Origin of the sequence: Caulobacter sp. X (assembly GCF_002742635.1) — a bacterium.
GTDB lineage: Bacteria > Pseudomonadota > Alphaproteobacteria > Caulobacterales > Caulobacteraceae > Caulobacter.
This window is the reverse complement of sequence record NZ_PEGF01000002.1, coordinates 593,113-609,351: the sequence shown is the minus strand read 5'-3', so window position 1 is coordinate 609,351 and position 16,239 is coordinate 593,113. Positions and strand designations below refer to the sequence as shown.

Sequence of the window (16,239 nt, the reverse complement as noted above, 5' to 3'; positions counted from 1 at the left end):
CGCCGGGAGCAACGTCCGCCTCCCAGCCCTGCTCCTCACCCTCCCATCGCTACGCGATGGGCCCAGCCCTCTCCCGTTGGGAGAGGGTTTCTAGCGCGCGCAACGAAAAAGGCCCGGGATCGCTCCCGGGCCTTTCCGTTAATCCATAAGCCAGAAGGCCTATTCGGCGTCCGCGGTGGCGATTTCGGCCGGCAGCGGCTCCATCGCTTCTTCGCGCTGCTGGGCCAGCTGTTCGTCGCGCTTGGCGGCGACGCGTTGCAGGCTGCGCAGGTAGGAGCCCGTGCCCGCCGGGATCAGGCGACCCACGATCACGTTTTCCTTCAGGCCTTCCAGGGTGTCGGTCTTGCCGTGCACCGAGGCTTCGGTCAGGACGCGCGTCGTTTCCTGGAACGAGGCGGCCGAGATGAAGCTCTTGGTCTGCAGCGAGGCCTTGGTGATGCCGAGCAGCACCGGCTGGGTCACAGCCGGACGGCCGCCGCGGGCGATCGCCTTCTCCTGCTCCTTGTCGAACTCCGGCTTATCAAGGTGGTCGCCCTTGATCAGGCCGGTGTCGCCGGGCTCGAGGATCTCGACCTTCTGCAGCATCTGACGAACGATCGTCTCGATGTGCTTGTCGTTGATCGGCACGCCCTGCAGACGATAGACCTCTTGGATCTCGTCGACGAGGAAGTTGGCCAGGGCTTCGACGCCCAGGATGCGCAGGATGTCGTGCGGATCCGGGTTGCCGTCGATGATGTACTCGCCCTTGGTGATGTAGTCGCCATCGTGGACGGCGATGTGCTTGCCCTTCGGGATCAGGAACTCGACCGCTTCGGGCTGGTTGCCGTCGGCGTCGACGTCCGGCGTGATCTTGATCCGGCGCTTGTTCTTGTAATCCTTGCCGAATTCGACACGGCCGTCCATTTCCGCGATGACCGCGCAGTCCTTCGGACGGCGGGCTTCGAAGAGTTCGGCGACGCGCGGCAGACCACCGGTGATGTCCCGGGTCTTGGCGCCTTCGGTCGGGATACGCGCGATCACTTCACCCGGCTTCACCTCGTCGCCGTCGGCGACGGAGAGAATGGCGCCGGCCGACAGGAGGTAGCGAGCCTCGCCGCCGTTGGACAGGCGCTTGTACGAGCCGTCCTCGGCCAGCACGCCCATGGCCGGACGCAGGTCCGAACCGCGGGCCGACACGCGCCAGTCGGCGACGACGCGCTGGGCGATGCCGGTGGCTTCGTCGACTTCCTCGCGGATCGACAGGCCGTCGACCAGGTCTTCGGCGCGGATCTTGCCGGCCACTTCGGTGATGATCGGGGTGGTGTAGGGGTCCCAATCGCCGAGGCGCTGGCCGCGCTTGACCGTGTCGCCGTCCTTGACCCGCAGGCGGGCGCCGTACGGCGGCTTGTAGGTTTCGCGCTCCTTGCCGTCCACGAGAACGCTGACGGTGGTGTTGCGGCTCATGATGACCAGAGCGCCGTCGGCGCCCACGACCGTCGGGCCGATCACGCGGACCGTACCGTCGTTGCTGGCCTCGAAGAACGACTGCTCGGCCACCTGGGCGGTGCCGCCGATGTGGAACGTCCGCATGGTCAGCTGCGTGCCGGGCTCACCGATCGACTGGGCGGCGATGACGCCGACCGCTTCGCCGATGTTCACCGGGGTGCCGCGGGCCAGGTCGCGGCCGTAGCAGGCGCCGCAGACGCCGATCTTGGCTTCGCAGGTCAGGACCGAGCGGACCTTCACCGACTGCACCACGGCCGCCTCGATGGCGTCGGCGATGTTCTCGTCGATATAGGTGTCGGCCGGAACGACCAGCTCGCCGGTCGCCGGATCCTTGACGTCCTCGGCCGTGAAGCGGCCCAGCACGCGGGTGCCCAGCGAGACCAGCACGTCGCCGCCTTCGACGACGGCGCGCAGGGTGATGCCCTTGGTGGTGCCGCAGTCTTCCTCGACGATGATGCAATCCTGCGCGACGTCGACCAGACGACGGGTCAGGTAACCCGAGTTGGCCGTCTTCAGCGCGGTGTCGGCCAGACCCTTACGGGCGCCGTGGGTGGAGTTGAAGTACTCCTGAACGGTCAGGCCTTCCTTGAAGTTCGAGACGATCGGGGTCTCGATGATCTCGCCGGAGGGCTTGGCCATCAGGCCGCGCATGCCGCCCAGCTGCTTCATCTGGGCTTGCGAGCCCCGGGCGCCGGAGTGGGCCATCATGTAGATGGCGTTGATTTCCTTTTCGCGACCGTTCTCGTCGCGATGCTTCATCTGAAGCTCGGCCATCATCTCGTCGGCGACGCGGTCGGTGGCCTTGGCCCACGCGTCAACGACCTTGTTGTACTTCTCGCCCTTGGTGATCAGGCCGTCGGCGTACTGTTGCTCGTACTCCTCGGCCAGCTTGCGGGTCTCTTCCACGATCTGCGTCTTGCGCGCCGGGATGATGATGTCGTCCTTGCCGAACGAGATGCCCGCCTTGGCGGCTTCCTTGAAGCCCAGGCCCATGACCTGGTCGGCGAAGATCACCGTCGCCTTCTGACCGCAGTGGCGGTAGACGACGTCGATCAGGTTGCCGATTTCCTTCTTGGTCAGCGCCTTTTCGATCAGGCGGTGGCCGATCTGCGGGTGACGCGGCAGCAGGGCGGCGATCTTCATGCGGCCCGGCGTGGTGTCGATCACGCGGCGACGGGCCACGCCATCGGCGTCCACTTCCGTGAAGCGCGACTTGATCTTGGCGTGCAGCGACACGACGCCGGCGTCGAGCGCGGCTTCGATTTCGCCCAGGTCGGCGAAGATCTTGCCTTCACCCGGCTCGCCGTCGCGGGCGACCGACAGGTAGTACAGACCCAGGACGATGTCCTGCGACGGCACGATGATCGGGCGACCGTTGGCGGGCGACAGGATGTTGTTGGTCGACATCATCAGGACGCGCGCTTCCAGCTGAGCTTCCAGGCTCAGCGGGACGTGCACGGCCATCTGGTCGCCGTCGAAGTCGGCGTTGAACGCGGCGCAGACCAGCGGGTGTAGCTGGATGGCCTTGCCCTCGATCAGCTTGGGCTCGAACGCCTGGATGCCCAGACGGTGAAGCGTCGGCGCGCGGTTCAGCAGCACCGGGTGCTCGCGGATCACCTCTTCGAGGATGTCCCACACCTGCGGCTGTTCGCGCTCGACCATGCGCTTGGACTGCTTGACGGTGCCCGACAGGCCCTTGGCGTCCAGGCGCGCGTAGATGAACGGCTTGAACAGCTCCAGCGCCATCTTCTTGGGCAGGCCGCACTCGTGCAGCTTCAGCTCGGGACCCACCACGATGACCGAACGGCCCGAGTAGTCGACGCGCTTGCCCAGCAGGTTCTGACGGAAGCGGCCTTGCTTGCCCTTCAGCATGTCGGCCAGCGACTTCAGCGGACGCTTGTTGGCGCCGGTGATGACGCGACCGCGACGGCCGTTGTCGAACAGGGCGTCGACCGACTCCTGCAGCATCCGCTTTTCGTTGCGGATGATGATGTCGGGCGCGCGCAGCTCGATCAGGCGCTTGAGGCGATTGTTACGGTTGATGACCCGGCGATACAGGTCGTTCAGGTCCGAGGTCGCGAAGCGGCCGCCGTCCAGCGGCACCAGCGGACGCAGTTCCGGCGGGATCACCGGCACCACGGTCATGATCATCCATTCCGGACGATTGCCGCTTTCCTGGAAGGCTTCCAGGATCTTCAGGCGCTTGGAGAACTTCTTCTGCTTCATGTCCGACGGGTTGCCCGCCAGCTCCTCGCGCAGCTTCTCGGCCTCTTTCTCGAGGTCGATCGCCTTCAGCAGGTTCTGGATGGCTTCCGCGCCGATCTCGGCGGTGAAGCTGTCGTCGCCGTACTCTTCCTGGGCGCGCATGTAGTCGTCTTCACTGAGCAGCTGGTGCTGCTTCAGCGGCGTCAGGCCCGGCTCGGTGACGATGTAGTATTCGAAGTACAGGACGCGCTCGATGTCCTTCAGCGGCATGTCGAGCATCATGGCGATGCGCGAGGGCAGCGACTTCAGGAACCAGATGTGGGCGACCGGCGAGGCCAGTTCGATGTGGCCCATGCGCTCGCGACGGACGCGGGCGAGGGTGACTTCAACACCGCACTTTTCGCAGATGATGCCCTTGTACTTCATGCGCTTGTACTTGCCGCACAGGCATTCGTAGTCCTTGGTCGGGCCAAAGATACGGGCGCAGAACAGGCCGTCACGCTCGGGCTTGAACGTGCGGTAGTTGATGGTCTCGGGCTTCTTGATCTCGCCGAACGACCACGAGCGGATCTTTTCGGGCGAGGCCAGCGAGATGCGGATCTGGTCGAAGGTCGGAGCGGCCTGGACCGGATTGAAGATGTTCAGGACTTCCTGGTTCATCTTGGTTCCTTCTGCGGGATTTCCCGCGAAAATTCGTAAGTCGGAGAGGGCTGAAAGGAGGCCCCTCCCCCGCCGTCAGGCGGGAGAGGGAGATCCGGATCAGCTATTCTCCAGCTCGACGTTCAGGCCGAGCGAGCGCATTTCCTTGACCAGCACGTTGAAGCTTTCCGGGATACCGGCTTCGAACGTGTCGTCGCCGCGGACGATCGACTCGTAGACCTTGGTCCGGCCGGCCACGTCGTCGGACTTCACCGTCAGCATTTCCTGCAGGGTGTAGGCCGCGCCGTAGGCTTCCAGAGCCCACACTTCCATTTCCCCGAAGCGCTGACCGCCGAACTGGGCCTTACCACCCAGCGGCTGTTGCGTGACGAGCGAGTACGGACCGATCGAACGGGCGTGGATCTTGTCGTCGACCAGGTGGTGCAGCTTCAGCATGTAGATGTAGCCGACCGTGACCGGACGCTTGAACTGCTCGCCGGTCAGACCGTCGTACAGGATCGACTGGCCCGACTTGTTGACGCCGGCCATTTCGAGGTGGTCCTCGATGTCGCTCATGCGCGCGCCGTCGAACACCGGGGTGGCGATCGGAACGCCCTTGCCCAGGTTCTTGGCCAGCTCGATCAGCTCTTCTTCGGTTTCCGGCAGCTCTTCGTCCGGGCCGTAGATGTCGCGCAGGCGATCGATGAGCGCCTGCTTCTGACCGCCGGCCTGCCAGTCTTCCATCAGGTTGGTGATCTGCTTGCCGAGATTGGCGCAGGCCCAGCCCAGGTGGGTTTCGAAGATCTGACCGACGTTCATGCGCGAAGGCACGCCCAGCGGGTTCAGAACGACGTCGACGTGCGTGCCGTCGGCGAGGAACGGCATGTCCTCGATCGGCAGGATGCGCGAGATGACGCCCTTGTTGCCGTGACGGCCGGCCATCTTGTCGCCCGGCTGCAGCTTGCGCTTCACCGCCACGAACACCTTGACCATCTTCATCACGCCCGGAGGCAGTTCGTCGCCGCGCTGCAGCTTGTCGACCTTGTCTTCGAAACGACGGTCGAGGCGCTTGCGGTTCTCGTCGAACAGGCGGCGCAGCGACTCAAGTTCGCCCATCGCCTTTTCGTCTTCGAGCGCGATCTGCCACCACAGGCCCGGCTGGATCTGCGACAGCGCGTCGGCGGTGATTTCGCCGCGCGACAGGCCCTTGGGGCCCGACAGCGCGACCTTGCCGACCAGCAGCTCCTTCAGGCGGCCCGAGATGTTGCGGTTCAGGATCGCGAACTCGTCGTCGCGGTCCTTGCCCAGGCGGTCGATCTCGGCGCGTTCGATGGCGAGCGCGCGCTCGTCCTTGTCGACGCCGTGACGGTTGAAGACGCGCACGTCGACGATCGTGCCGGCGACGCCCGGGGGCAGGCGCAGGCTGGTGTCGCGGACGTCGGAAGCCTTTTCACCGAAGATGGCGCGCAGCAGCTTTTCTTCCGGCGTCATGGGCGACTCGCCCTTCGGCGTGACCTTGCCGACCAGGATGTCGCCCGGCTGGACCTCGGCGCCGATCGCCACGATGCCGGCTTCGTCGAGGTTGCGCAGGGCTTCCTCGCCGACGTTCGGGATGTCGCGGGTGATTTCTTCCGGACCCAGCTTGGTGTCGCGGGCCATGACTTCGAATTCCTCGATGTGGATCGAGGTGAAGACGTCGTCACGGACGATGCGTTCGGAGATCAGGATCGAGTCTTCGAAGTTGTAGCCGTTCCAGGGCATGAACGCGACGAGCGCGTTGCGGCCCAGGGCCAGTTCGCCCAGCTCGGTCGACGGACCGTCGGCGATGATGTCGCCGGCGCGGATCTTGTCGCCCACCTTCACCAGCGGGCGCTGGTTGATGCAGGTCGACTGGTTCGAGCGCTGGAACTTCGACATCCGGTAGATGTCGACGCCCGAGCGGGCCGCGTCGGTCTCTTCGGTGGCGCGGATGACGATACGCGTACCGTCGATCTGCTCCACGACGCCGGTGCGCTTGGCGATCACGACGGCGCCCGAGTCACGGGCGACGACGGCTTCCATGCCGGTGCCGACCAGCGGGGCGTCCGACTGCACCAGCGGCACGGCCTGACGTTGCATGTTCGAGCCCATGAGGGCGCGGTTGGCGTCGTCGTTTTCCAGGAACGGGATCAGGGCGGCGGCCACCGACACGACTTGGCGCGGCGACACGTCCATCAGGTCCACCGTCTCCTTTTGCAGGAGGGTCGGTTCGCCGTTGATGCGGCCCGGAACCAGGTCTTCGACGATCTCGCCGCCTTCGACCTTGATGTTCGACTGGGCGATGACGTGCTTGGATTCCTCCATCGCCGACATGTAGACGACTTCGTCCTGCGGCTTGCCGTCCTTCACGCGACGGTACGGGCTCTCGATGAAGCCGTACTTGTTGACGCGGGCGTGGGTGGCCAGCGAGTTGATCAGACCGATGTTCGGGCCTTCCGGCGTTTCGATCGGGCAGATCCGGCCGTAGTGGGTCGGGTGAACGTCGCGGACTTCGAAGCCGGCGCGCTCGCGGGTCAGACCGCCCGGGCCGAGGGCCGAGAGACGACGCTTGTGGGTGATTTCCGACAGCGGGTTCGTCTGGTCCATGAACTGCGACAGCTGCGAGGAGCCGAAGAATTCACGCACCGCCGCCGCGGCCGGCTTGGCGTTGATCAGGTCGTGCGGCATGACCGTGTCGATATCGACCGAGCTCATGCGTTCCTTGATCGCGCGTTCCATGCGCAGCAGGCCGACGCGGTACTGGTTTTCCAGCAGCTCGCCCACCGAGCGGACGCGACGGTTGCCCAGGTTGTCGATGTCGTCGATTTCGCCGCGACCGTCGCGCAGGCCCACCAGGACCTTCAGCACGGCCAGGACGTCTTCCTTGCGCAGGATGCGGACCTCGTCCGACACCTCTTGCTCGAGGCGCATGTTCATCTTCACGCGGCCCACCGACGACAGGTCGTAGCGCTCGGCGTCGAAGAACAGCGACTTGAACATGGCCTCGGCGGCTTCCACCGTCGGCGGCTCGCCCGGACGCATGACGCGATAGATATCGAACAGCGCGTCCTCGCGGATGGCGTTCTTGTCCACGCGCAGGGTGTTGCGCATGTAGGCGCCGACCGTGACGTGGTCGATGTCCAGCACGTCGATGGTGCTGAAGCCTTGGTCGGCCAGGGCCTGGATCGTCGGGACGTCCAGCTCGTCGCCGGCTTCGGCGTAGATCTCGCCGGTGGCCATGTTGACCGCGTCGCGCGCCAGGTAGCGGCCCGTCAGGGCTTCCGGCGCCAGCAGCAGGGTCTTCAGGCCGCCGTCGGCGAACTTCTTGGCCTGGCGAGCGGTGATCTTGGTGCCGGCCGGAGCGACTTCCTCGCCGGTGTCGGCGTCGACCAGCGGGAACTCCGGCTTCACGCCGCGCCAGCGCTCGGGCTTGTACGGGGTGGCCCAGCCGCCAGAACGCTTCTCGAACGGAACGACGTCGTAGAAGGTCGTCAGGATTTCTTCGCCGTCCATGCCCAGGGCATAGAGGAAGGTCGTGGCCGGCAGCTTACGGCGGCGGTCGATGCGGACGTAGACGATGTCCTTGGCGTCGAACTCGAAGTCCAGCCACGAGCCGCGGTACGGGATCACGCGGGCGGCGAACAACAGCTTGCCCGAGGCGTGGGTCTTGCCCTTGTCGTGGTCGAAGAACACGCCCGGCGAGCGGTGCATCTGCGAGACGATGACGCGCTCGGTGCCGTTGACGATGAAGGTGCCCTTGTCCGTCATGAGCGGGATGTCGCCCATGTAGACGTCCTGCTCCTTGATGTCCTTGACCGAGCGGGCGCCGGTTTCTTCTTCCGTCTCGAACACGATCAGGCGCAGCTTGACCTTCAGCGGCGCGGCGAAGGTCATGTCGCGCTGGATGCATTCCTCGACGTCGTACTTGGGCTCTTCGAACTCGTACGAAACGTATTCCAGGACGGCGCGTTCGTTGAAGTCCTTGATCGGGAACACCGACTTGAAGACCGCCTCGACGCCCTCGTCGCGGCGTTGGCCCGGACGGACCTCGCGCTGAAGGAACTGCTCGTAGGAGGAGCGCTGAACCTCGATGAGGTTCGGCATCTGCACAGCCTCGGGAATGCGGCCGAACGACTTCCGGATCCGCTTCTTGCCGGTGAAGGATTGCGCCATGTGTTTTCCCTGGGCGCGGATGGAGTCCGCGCGTGAGTTCGAATTGCCTTGGCGTCCACCCTCGCTTCTCTCCTGCTCGGAGAGCCGCGGACGCTGGAATTCCCCTGCCGGGCGACCGGGACCGGAAGCCTGACGGGCGCCCCTTCGCGCTGGTCGGAGGGCGGCTGACCGCGCCTCGGGGCGTACATACGGACGCGACAAAGCGCTCCGCCGATGTAATCGTGAACGCGGGGATATAGGGGATGGAGGCGCGGAAGGAAAGGGGGATTCGTTAGCGGGCGTAAATGCGTTGGATCAACGCATCCCCAGCCAAGTTTCCGCCCCCGTCAGACCGGGGCGGCGGAAAGCGATCAGGCCTTCTTCATCGCCTTCATCACCAACGAGACCGCCAGGGCGATCAGGCAGACGAAGAACGCCGCCTTGGTGATGGCGCCGGCCACATTGACCACGAAACCAAGGATCCCGAACAGGATCATCAGAGCGAGCAGGATGCCGGCGAGCTTGAGCATGTGGAGTGAACGCGGGCGGTGGGGAGAGGTTCCCATCACCCCCGCCACAGCCCAATCGTCCCCTTCGGCCCGCACAGCACGCCCGTCTTCTTCGAGGTCAGGCGCACGCTGTTCATCGGCGCTTCCGACACCCGCTCGAACGTCCGGCCGTCGCGCGCGACGATGGTCCCCGCCAATCCCGTGGCCATCACCGTCTCGCCCTTGACCGAGATCCCCGACAGGTAGCCCGCCGGCGCGGCCACCGGCTGGAAGGCGATACTGCCCGGCGCCAGCCAGGCCAGGTTCACGCCCTGGCCGCGCGGGTTCTTGTAGTCGCCGCCGCAGACCCACAGCTCGCCGCGCTTGCCGAACGCCACGGCGAAGGCGCCCTTGGACGGCGCGTCGGCCGGGATCGGCGTGTCCAGCGCCACGAACACCCCGCCGCCGCCTTGCGAGAAATAGACCCGCGCCCTGCCCGCCCCGCCGGTGCAGAACGCCACCTGGCCGTGGCGGCCGATGGCGACGCAGCCGTTCGAGGCGGCGAAGGCCCCCTCCCCGTCGGCGGCCGGCGGCACGCCCTCGGGCGGCAGCCGCGCCCAGCTCTTCCCCCCGTCGGCGGTGTAGAGCACGGTGAAGCGGCCTTCGGTCGGGTCGCCCAGGATGAAGCCGCGCCGATCGTCGACGAAGGCGATCGAGTCCCAGAAGCCGTTCGGGTCCTGGTTCACCGCGACCTGCGCCCAATGCCTGCCGCCGTCGGTCGTGCGCCACAGCTGCGAGGCGTCGCCCGGCCCGGCGCTCATCGCCAGCACGTGGTCGTCGGAAAAGGCGTGCAGCCCCCGGAAGTCCAGCGCCTCGGCCCCGACGATCCGCATCGGATCCTGCCGCTCGTCCTCGCCTCGGATGATCCAGCCCTTGGAGCCCGAGGCCCAGTAGGTCTTGCCGCCGGTCGGCGAGAGGCCGCGCAACTCGCTGTCGGTGGCGGAGGCCGGGATGCGGATGCCGCCGAGCCCCGGCGCGGCGAAGGCGGGCGAGGCGGCGCCAGAGGCCAGGGCGGCGGCGCCGGTCAGGATGAGGTCTCTGCGGTTCATGCCCCTGGCTTCGGGCGAAATGGGACAGAGCGCAACTGCAAAACCCTCTCCCGGCGGGAGAGGGCGGGGCCCGCCGCGAAGCGGTGGGAGGGTGAGGGATTACAAGGCCCACCGCCGTACCCCCTCACCCTACCCTCTCCCCATGGGAGAGGGAGACATCGCCCCCGCCTCTCACCGCCCCGCCTGAAACAACACCTGAGCCAAAATCCCCAACCCGATCGCCCCGCAGGTCAGCAGCACCAGCAACGGCGCTTTCGGGTGGGAGACGTTGATCGTCCAGCCCATGATCGGAATGCGCTTGGGCACGATAAGTCGGGGATCGCGGGGCCCGTGGTAGAAGCCGAAATCGTCGTACCAGCCGTTCATCGGCGACGTCTCCAGAACGTCCGAAGCCTGCCAAAGCAAGCTACGCCTTTCCAGCGCGAGCCCCAAAAGAAAACGGCCCCGGAGGTTTCCCTCCGAGGCCGCTTCGGCAGGTCCAAAAGGAACCCGGTTCCCGGCGAGCGCCGGGACCGAATTACTTGATTTGGATCTTGGCGCCGGCTTCCGTGAGCTTCTTCGAGATCTCTTCGGCTTGTTGCTTCGAGACGTTCTCGACGACGTTCTGCGGAGCGCCTTCGACCAGGTCCTTGGCTTCCTTCAGGCCGAGGTCCGGACGGACGCCACGGACTTCCTTGATCACGTTGATCTTCTTGTCGCCGCCGTCGACCAGGACGACGGTGAACTCGGTTTGCTCTTCAGCAGCTTCGGCCGGGCCAGCGGCGGCCGGACCAGCAGCGGCGACGGCGACCGGAGCGGCGGCCGAGACGCCCCACTTTTCTTCCAGCAGCTTCGACAGTTCGGCGGCTTCCAGCACCGACAGGGTGGACAGTTCTTCAACCAGCTTTTCGAGCTTGGACATGTGTCAGTTCCTTAGAGAGATTGGGATAGATGCGGGGATGACCGTTACGCGGCGTCTTTGGTCGCGTAGGCGTTGAAAACGCGAGCCAGCTGGCCAGCCGGGGCCTGCAGGACGCCAGCGATCTTGGTCGCCGGAGCCTGGATGAGGCCGATGAGCTTGCCACGCAGTTCGTCCAGCGACGGCAGGGTCGCCAGAGCGCGCACGCCAGCTTCGTCCAGCACGTTGGTCTGATCGAGGACGCCACCGACGAGCTTGAACTTGTCGTTTTCCTTGGCGTACGCGACCGCGACCTTGGCGGCCGAGACAGCGTCCGGGCCGTAGGCGATGGCGACCGGGCCGGTGAAGAGCTTTTCGCCCTTGTCGCCGAGCTTGCCGTCCAGAGCCTTGAGGGCCAGGGTGTTCTTCACAACCTTGATCGCGGCGCCTTCCTTGCGGAGGCGAAGACGAAGGTCGGTCATTTCCGCAACGGTCAGACCCATGTAGTGGGTCACGACGACAGCGCCGGCGTCGTTGAACACGCTTTTCAGCGATTCAATCGACTCCTGCTTTTGAGCGCGGTCCATTGCGGTCTCCTACTCAGTTAGCAGCGGCCGGACCATTCCGGCAGCCAGATGCGAAACCCATGCGGAATTGCTCCCGCGTGCGAGTCGCATATGCCTGTTCCAAGGAAAGTCAGCCGCGCTCCGGTCTCGGGCTGAAGCCACGAGCAGGAGGACTTGGCGTCTCTATCCCTGTCTCCCGACGGCGAGGAAGGGCTCTTCCCCGGTTACGGCGTTGGTGACCCCACGCCCCGCAGTTCTCAAACAGGTTCTCCAGCGGAGCGGACTCCGTCGAAGAGGCGGGCCGTATAGACGAAGATTGGCGGGAATTCAACAGGGGCTTCGCGGCAGCGCCCCCTCCGTCACGCGGCTACGCCGCGCGCCACCTCCCCCGTTGCACGGGTGAGGAAGATCAACCTCCTCCTGCCCCGCTTGCGGGGGAGGTGGATCGGCGCGAAGCGACGAGACGGAGGGGGCGCTGCTGACAGGACGTGTCATCGCCGCCGCTTACAGCTTAAGCTCGCCCAAAACAGCCGGACCCTCGCCCCCATGAACCGCCTCACCGCCGCCCTGACCGCGCTTGTCCTGGCCTTCGCCGCGCCGGCCTTCGCCGAGCTGAAGGGGCCGCCGACGCCCAGGGCCGTGGTCGCCGATCCGCCCGCCGACAAGGCCCATCCGGCCAACCTCGCCGCGTTCCAGATCGACGTGCAGGGCGCCAAGATCAACGCGGTGATGTACGTCGCGTCCGGCGACAAACCGCATCCGACGATGCTGTTCCTGCACGGCTTTCCCGGCAACGAGACCAATGTCGACCTGATGCAGGCGGTCCGCCGGGCCGGCTGGAACGTGCTGCGGATCAACTATCGCGGATCGTGGGGCAGCCAGGGGGCGTTCAGCTTCGCCCATGCGCGGACCGACGCCGAAGCCGCCGTCGATTTTCTCACCGCCCCCGCCAACGTCGCCAAGTACCGGATCGACCCCAAGCGGATCGTCGTCGCCGGCCACAGCATGGGCGGGTTCATGGCCGCCAGCGCCTCGGCCGCGCGCCCGTCGGCCGTGGCCGGGACCATCCTGCTCGACGCCTGGGACATCGGCGGCGACCCGCGCTTCGTCCACCTCGCCCCCAAGGCCCTGGCCGAGGACATCCGCCCCGACACCGCGCCGCTGGCCGGGACCAGCCCCGAGGCCCTGATCGCCGAGGTCGGGCGCGACCGGGCCAAGCTGGATCTGGCCGCCCTGTCGCGGACCATCGCCGCCCGCCCCGTGCTGATGATCGGCGCCGAGCGCGGCATCGGCCAGATGACCGACGCCGTCGCCAAGGCGGCCCGCGAGGCCCATCCCGACACGGTCGTCGAGGCCCAGTACCCGACCGACCACAGCTTCTCGGACTCGCGCATCGCGCTCTCCAGCGAGATCCTGCGCTGGCTGGGCCGCTTCGACCCGAGCATCACGCCCGCCGGCGCCCGCATCCCGCTGGCCGCCGCCTATGACGAGAACAACCCCTTCGCCAAGATCATCCGGGGCGAGTTGCCGGCCTACAAGGTCTATGAGGACGCCGACGTCCTGGCCTTCATGGACCGCGCGCCGATGGAGGCCGGCCACGTGCTGGTGATCTCCAAGACCTCCAAGGCCCGCAACATCCTGGAGATGGACCCCGCCGACCTCGCCAAGGTGATGGCCGTCGTCCAGCGCGTCGGCCGCGCCGAGGTCGAGGCCCTGGGGCTGGAAGGCTTCATGATCATCCAGAACAACGGCGTCGGCCAAAGCGTGCCGCACCTGCACGTCCACGTGATCCCCCGCATCGCCGGCAAGCCCGCCTACCTGGCCGAGAACGCCCCGGCCGATCCGAAGGACCTGGAGGCGATGGCGGCGAGGATTAAGGCGGCGATGCGGTAGGAAACCCTCTCCCACCGGGAGAGGGTTTCTCTCATCCCAACCGTCCCAGCGCCGCCCGGCCCGCCGCCACGCCCGTGGCGAAGCAGGCCTGCAGCAGGTAGCCGCCGGTCGGGGCCTCCCAGTCCAGCATCTCGCCGGCCAGGATCACGTTCGGGCGGCCCTTCAGGAACAGGCCGTCCAGCCCCTCGAACCGCACCCCGCCGGCGGCCGAGATGGCGCGGTCCAGCGGCTGGACGCCGGTGACCGCCAGCGGCGCGGCCTTGATCGCCGCCGCCAGGGCCGCGGGGGACTGGGGCAGGTCGACGCCGTGGGCCTCGCGCAGCAGGTTGATCTCGACCGGCGACAGCTTCAGGGCCTTGCGCAGGAAGTTGGTCAGGGTCTGGCCGCCGCGCGGGGCGTGCAGGCGGCGCTCCAGGGTCTCGACCGGGATGTCGGGCCGCAGGTCGATCGTCAGGGTCGCCCCGCCCCCTAAGGCCGCGTCGCGCGCCGCCCCGCCCAGGGCGTAGACCGCCCCGCCCTCGAGGCCGTAGCGGGCCACCATCGCATCGCCCCGCGCCCGCGCCTCGCCCATCCGCAGCGCCACGTTCTTCAGCGGCTCGCCGGCGAAGCGCTCGGAAAAGAAGGCGCTCCAGCCGATGTCGAAGCCGCAGTTGGCCGGGCGGAACGGGGCGATGTCGGTCCCGCCGACCCGCAACAGCGGAACCCAGGCCGCGTCCGAGCCCAGCTTGGGCCAGCTGGCCCCGCCCAGGGCCAGGATGGTGGCGCGAGCCCGCACGACGTGGCGGCCGTCGGGGTCCTCGATCAGCAGATGGCCGACCGCGTCCCAGCCCTTCCAGGTCGCGCGCGGCTTCAAATCAACGCCCAGCCCCTCCAGCCGCGAAAGCCAGGCCCGCAGCAGCGGCGAGGCCTTCATCGCCTTGGGGAACACCCGCCCGCTGGCGCCGACGAAGGTCTCCTGCCCCAGCCCCTCGGCCCAGGCGACCAAGTCCTTGGGCGTGAACGCCTGCAGCATCGGCGAAAGCGTCGGCGAGCGCTCGCCATAGCGCCGCGCGAACCGTTCGAAGTCCTCCGAATGCGTCAGGTTCAGCCCGCCGCGCCCGGCCATCAGGAACTTGCGGCCGAAGGTCGGCATCTTCTCGAACACGGCCACGGACTTGCCGGCTTTCGCCACCGTCTCGGCCGCCATCAGCCCCGCCGGCCCGCCGCCGATCACGGCGACGTCGAGGATCCGTTCGTCAGGGCTCGCGGAAGTCATCGACCTTGCATCAAAGAAAAAGGGCGGAGCCGCAAGGCCCCGCCCTTCTCATTGTCTGGCTTCAGGCTGAAATCAGCCGTTGATCGACGCGATGTCGACCTTGAAGCCCGGGCCCATCGTCGAGGACAGGCCGACGCGCTTGATGAACACGCCCTTGGCGCCCGAGGGCTTGGAGCGGTTCAGGGCTTCGATCAGAGCCTTGACGTTGACCAGCAGGGCGTCCTCGGTGAACGAGGCCTTGCCGATGCCGGCGTGGACGATGCCGGCCTTTTCGACGCGGAACTCCACGGCGCCGCCCTTGGCGTCCTTGACGGCCTGGGCGACGTTCGGGGTCACGGTGCCGACCTTCGGGTTCGGCATCAGGCCGCGCGGGCCCAGCACCTTACCGAGGCGACCGACCAGGGCCATCATGTCCGGGGTCGCGATGACGCGATCGAAGTCCATGAAGCCGCCGTTGATCTTTTCGTACAGATCCTCGGCGCCGACGTGCTCGGCGCCCGCCGCGGTCGCTTCGGCCGCCTTGGCGTCCTTGGCGAAGACGGCGACGCGGACGTCACGGCCGGTGCCCGAGGGCAGGTTCACGACGCCGCGGACCTGTTGGTCGGCGTGACGCGGGTCGACGCCCAGGTTCACCGAGATCTCGATGGTCTCGTCGAACTTGGCCTTGGCGTTTTCCTTGACCAGCTTGATCGCCGATTCCAGCGAGTGAGCCGCGTCGCGGTCGCCGGTCCAGGCCTTGATGCGCTTGGGTTGCTTAGCCATGACTCTTAGGCCTCCACGATCTTCAGGCCCATGGCCTTGGCGGAGCCTTCGATGATGCGGGCCGCGGCCTCGATATCGTTGGCGTTCAGGTCCTTCATCTTCTTCTCGGCGATTTCACGCAGCTGCGTGCGCGAGATCGAGCCGACGGTCTCGCGACCGGTCAGCTTGGCGCCCGATTGGATCTTGGCGGCTTGCTTCAGGTAGAAGGTGGCCGGGGGCGTCTTGGTGACGAAGGTGAACGACTTGTCCTGATAGACCGTGATGACGGTCGGCAGGGGGGTGCCCTTTTCGACGTTCTCGGTGCGCGCGTTGAACTCCTTACAGAAGCCCATGATGTTGACGCCGCGCTGACCCAGAGCCGGGCCGATGGGGGGCGAAGGCGTGGCCGAGCCAGCCTTCACCTGGAGCTTGATGTAGCCCAGGATCTTCTTAGCCATAGTGTCCTCTCGTGAGAGCCGGAGCCCTCGCTGGTGAGCCGTGGTGCGGGCTTGGCGACCCTTCCACGGATTTGATCTCGTTGCGGAGGCGGGAGCCTAAACGACGAGCGCGCCCCAGGACGCGGGGTCCGGGAGCGAGGCGGGGCGTGTAGCAGGCGGGGGGACGGGAGTCTAGGGGTGTGGGGTGGAGCAAGCGCCGAGGCCGTCAGCGCGAAATCCCTCTCTCTGGAGAGATCTTCCGCAGCCAAGTCGTGCTGTCCGGGCCTACCACTCACCCTCCCACCGCTTCGCGGCGGGCCCCTCCCTCTCTCCAAAGAGAGGGATTTCGGTTGGCGTCTCCCGGGGTCATATCC

At 66.7% G+C, this 16,239-nt stretch carries 11 protein-coding genes and 1 pseudogene; 1 reads left to right on the top strand and 11 read right to left on the bottom strand.

Annotation, left to right across the window (positions count from 1 at the left end; all coding sequences use genetic code 11):
* Nucleotides 1-159 precede the first annotated feature (159 nt).
* From rpoC to rplJ, 8 genes and pseudogenes are all read right to left on the bottom strand, one after another.
* The gene (gene rpoC, locus CSW60_RS15160) at nt 160-4,350 is read right to left on the bottom strand and encodes a DNA-directed RNA polymerase subunit beta' (RefSeq protein WP_099538162.1); all 4,191 of its coding nucleotides are present in this window, start codon (nt 4,348-4,350) and stop codon (nt 160-162) included.
* Nucleotides 4,351-4,449: 99 nt separating this feature from the next.
* A complete protein-coding gene (gene rpoB, locus CSW60_RS15155; protein WP_099538161.1) occupies nt 4,450-8,520 on the bottom strand; it encodes a DNA-directed RNA polymerase subunit beta in 4,071 nt (1,356 codons plus the stop codon).
* Between the two features lie 350 nt (nt 8,521-8,870).
* On the bottom strand, nt 8,871-9,029 hold the full coding sequence (locus tag CSW60_RS15150) for a hypothetical protein (protein WP_099538160.1): 159 nt from the start codon (nt 9,027-9,029) through the stop codon (nt 8,871-8,873).
* A gap of 35 nt (nt 9,030-9,064) precedes the next feature.
* A complete protein-coding gene (locus CSW60_RS15145; protein ID WP_099538159.1) occupies nt 9,065-10,096 on the bottom strand; it encodes a YCF48-related protein in 1,032 nt (343 codons plus the stop codon).
* A gap of 43 nt (nt 10,097-10,139) precedes the next feature.
* Nucleotides 10,140-10,217: pseudogene (locus tag CSW60_RS24390) on the bottom strand (hypothetical protein); the annotation flags it as partial.
* Between the two features lie 50 nt (nt 10,218-10,267).
* Nucleotides 10,268-10,462: a DUF5808 domain-containing protein gene (locus CSW60_RS15135; protein WP_143324195.1), complete on the bottom strand. Its 195-nt coding sequence runs from the start codon at nt 10,460-10,462 to the stop codon at nt 10,268-10,270.
* Nucleotides 10,463-10,613: 151 nt separating this feature from the next.
* Nucleotides 10,614-10,997, bottom strand: coding sequence for a 50S ribosomal protein L7/L12 (gene rplL, locus CSW60_RS15130; protein ID WP_066686474.1), 384 nt, complete (start codon nt 10,995-10,997; stop codon nt 10,614-10,616).
* A 44-nt stretch (nt 10,998-11,041) separates the two neighbouring features.
* Complete coding sequence (rplJ, locus tag CSW60_RS15125) at nt 11,042-11,560, bottom strand: 50S ribosomal protein L10 (RefSeq protein WP_099538156.1); 519 nt, start codon at nt 11,558-11,560, stop codon at nt 11,042-11,044.
* A 525-nt stretch (nt 11,561-12,085) separates the two neighbouring features.
* On the opposite strand from rplJ, the gene CSW60_RS15120 reads away from it, so the two are divergent.
* A complete protein-coding gene (locus CSW60_RS15120) occupies nt 12,086-13,432 on the top strand; it encodes an alpha/beta fold hydrolase (RefSeq protein WP_099538155.1) in 1,347 nt (448 codons plus the stop codon).
* Between the two features lie 31 nt (nt 13,433-13,463).
* Here the strand turns inward: CSW60_RS15120 and CSW60_RS15115 are convergent, their stop codons facing one another.
* The 3 genes from CSW60_RS15115 to rplK all read right to left on the bottom strand — a co-directional run bounded on the left by CSW60_RS15115 (nt 13,464) and on the right by rplK (nt 15,886).
* Nucleotides 13,464-14,687: a TIGR03862 family flavoprotein gene (locus CSW60_RS15115; protein WP_099538154.1), complete on the bottom strand. Its 1,224-nt coding sequence runs from the start codon at nt 14,685-14,687 to the stop codon at nt 13,464-13,466.
* 72 nt (nt 14,688-14,759) lie between these two features.
* Nucleotides 14,760-15,449: a 50S ribosomal protein L1 gene (gene rplA, locus CSW60_RS15110; RefSeq protein ID WP_099538153.1), complete on the bottom strand. Its 690-nt coding sequence runs from the start codon at nt 15,447-15,449 to the stop codon at nt 14,760-14,762.
* Between the two features lie 5 nt (nt 15,450-15,454).
* Complete coding sequence (rplK, locus tag CSW60_RS15105) at nt 15,455-15,886, bottom strand: 50S ribosomal protein L11 (protein WP_099538152.1); 432 nt, start codon at nt 15,884-15,886, stop codon at nt 15,455-15,457.
* Nucleotides 15,887-16,239: the final 353 nt, after the last annotated feature.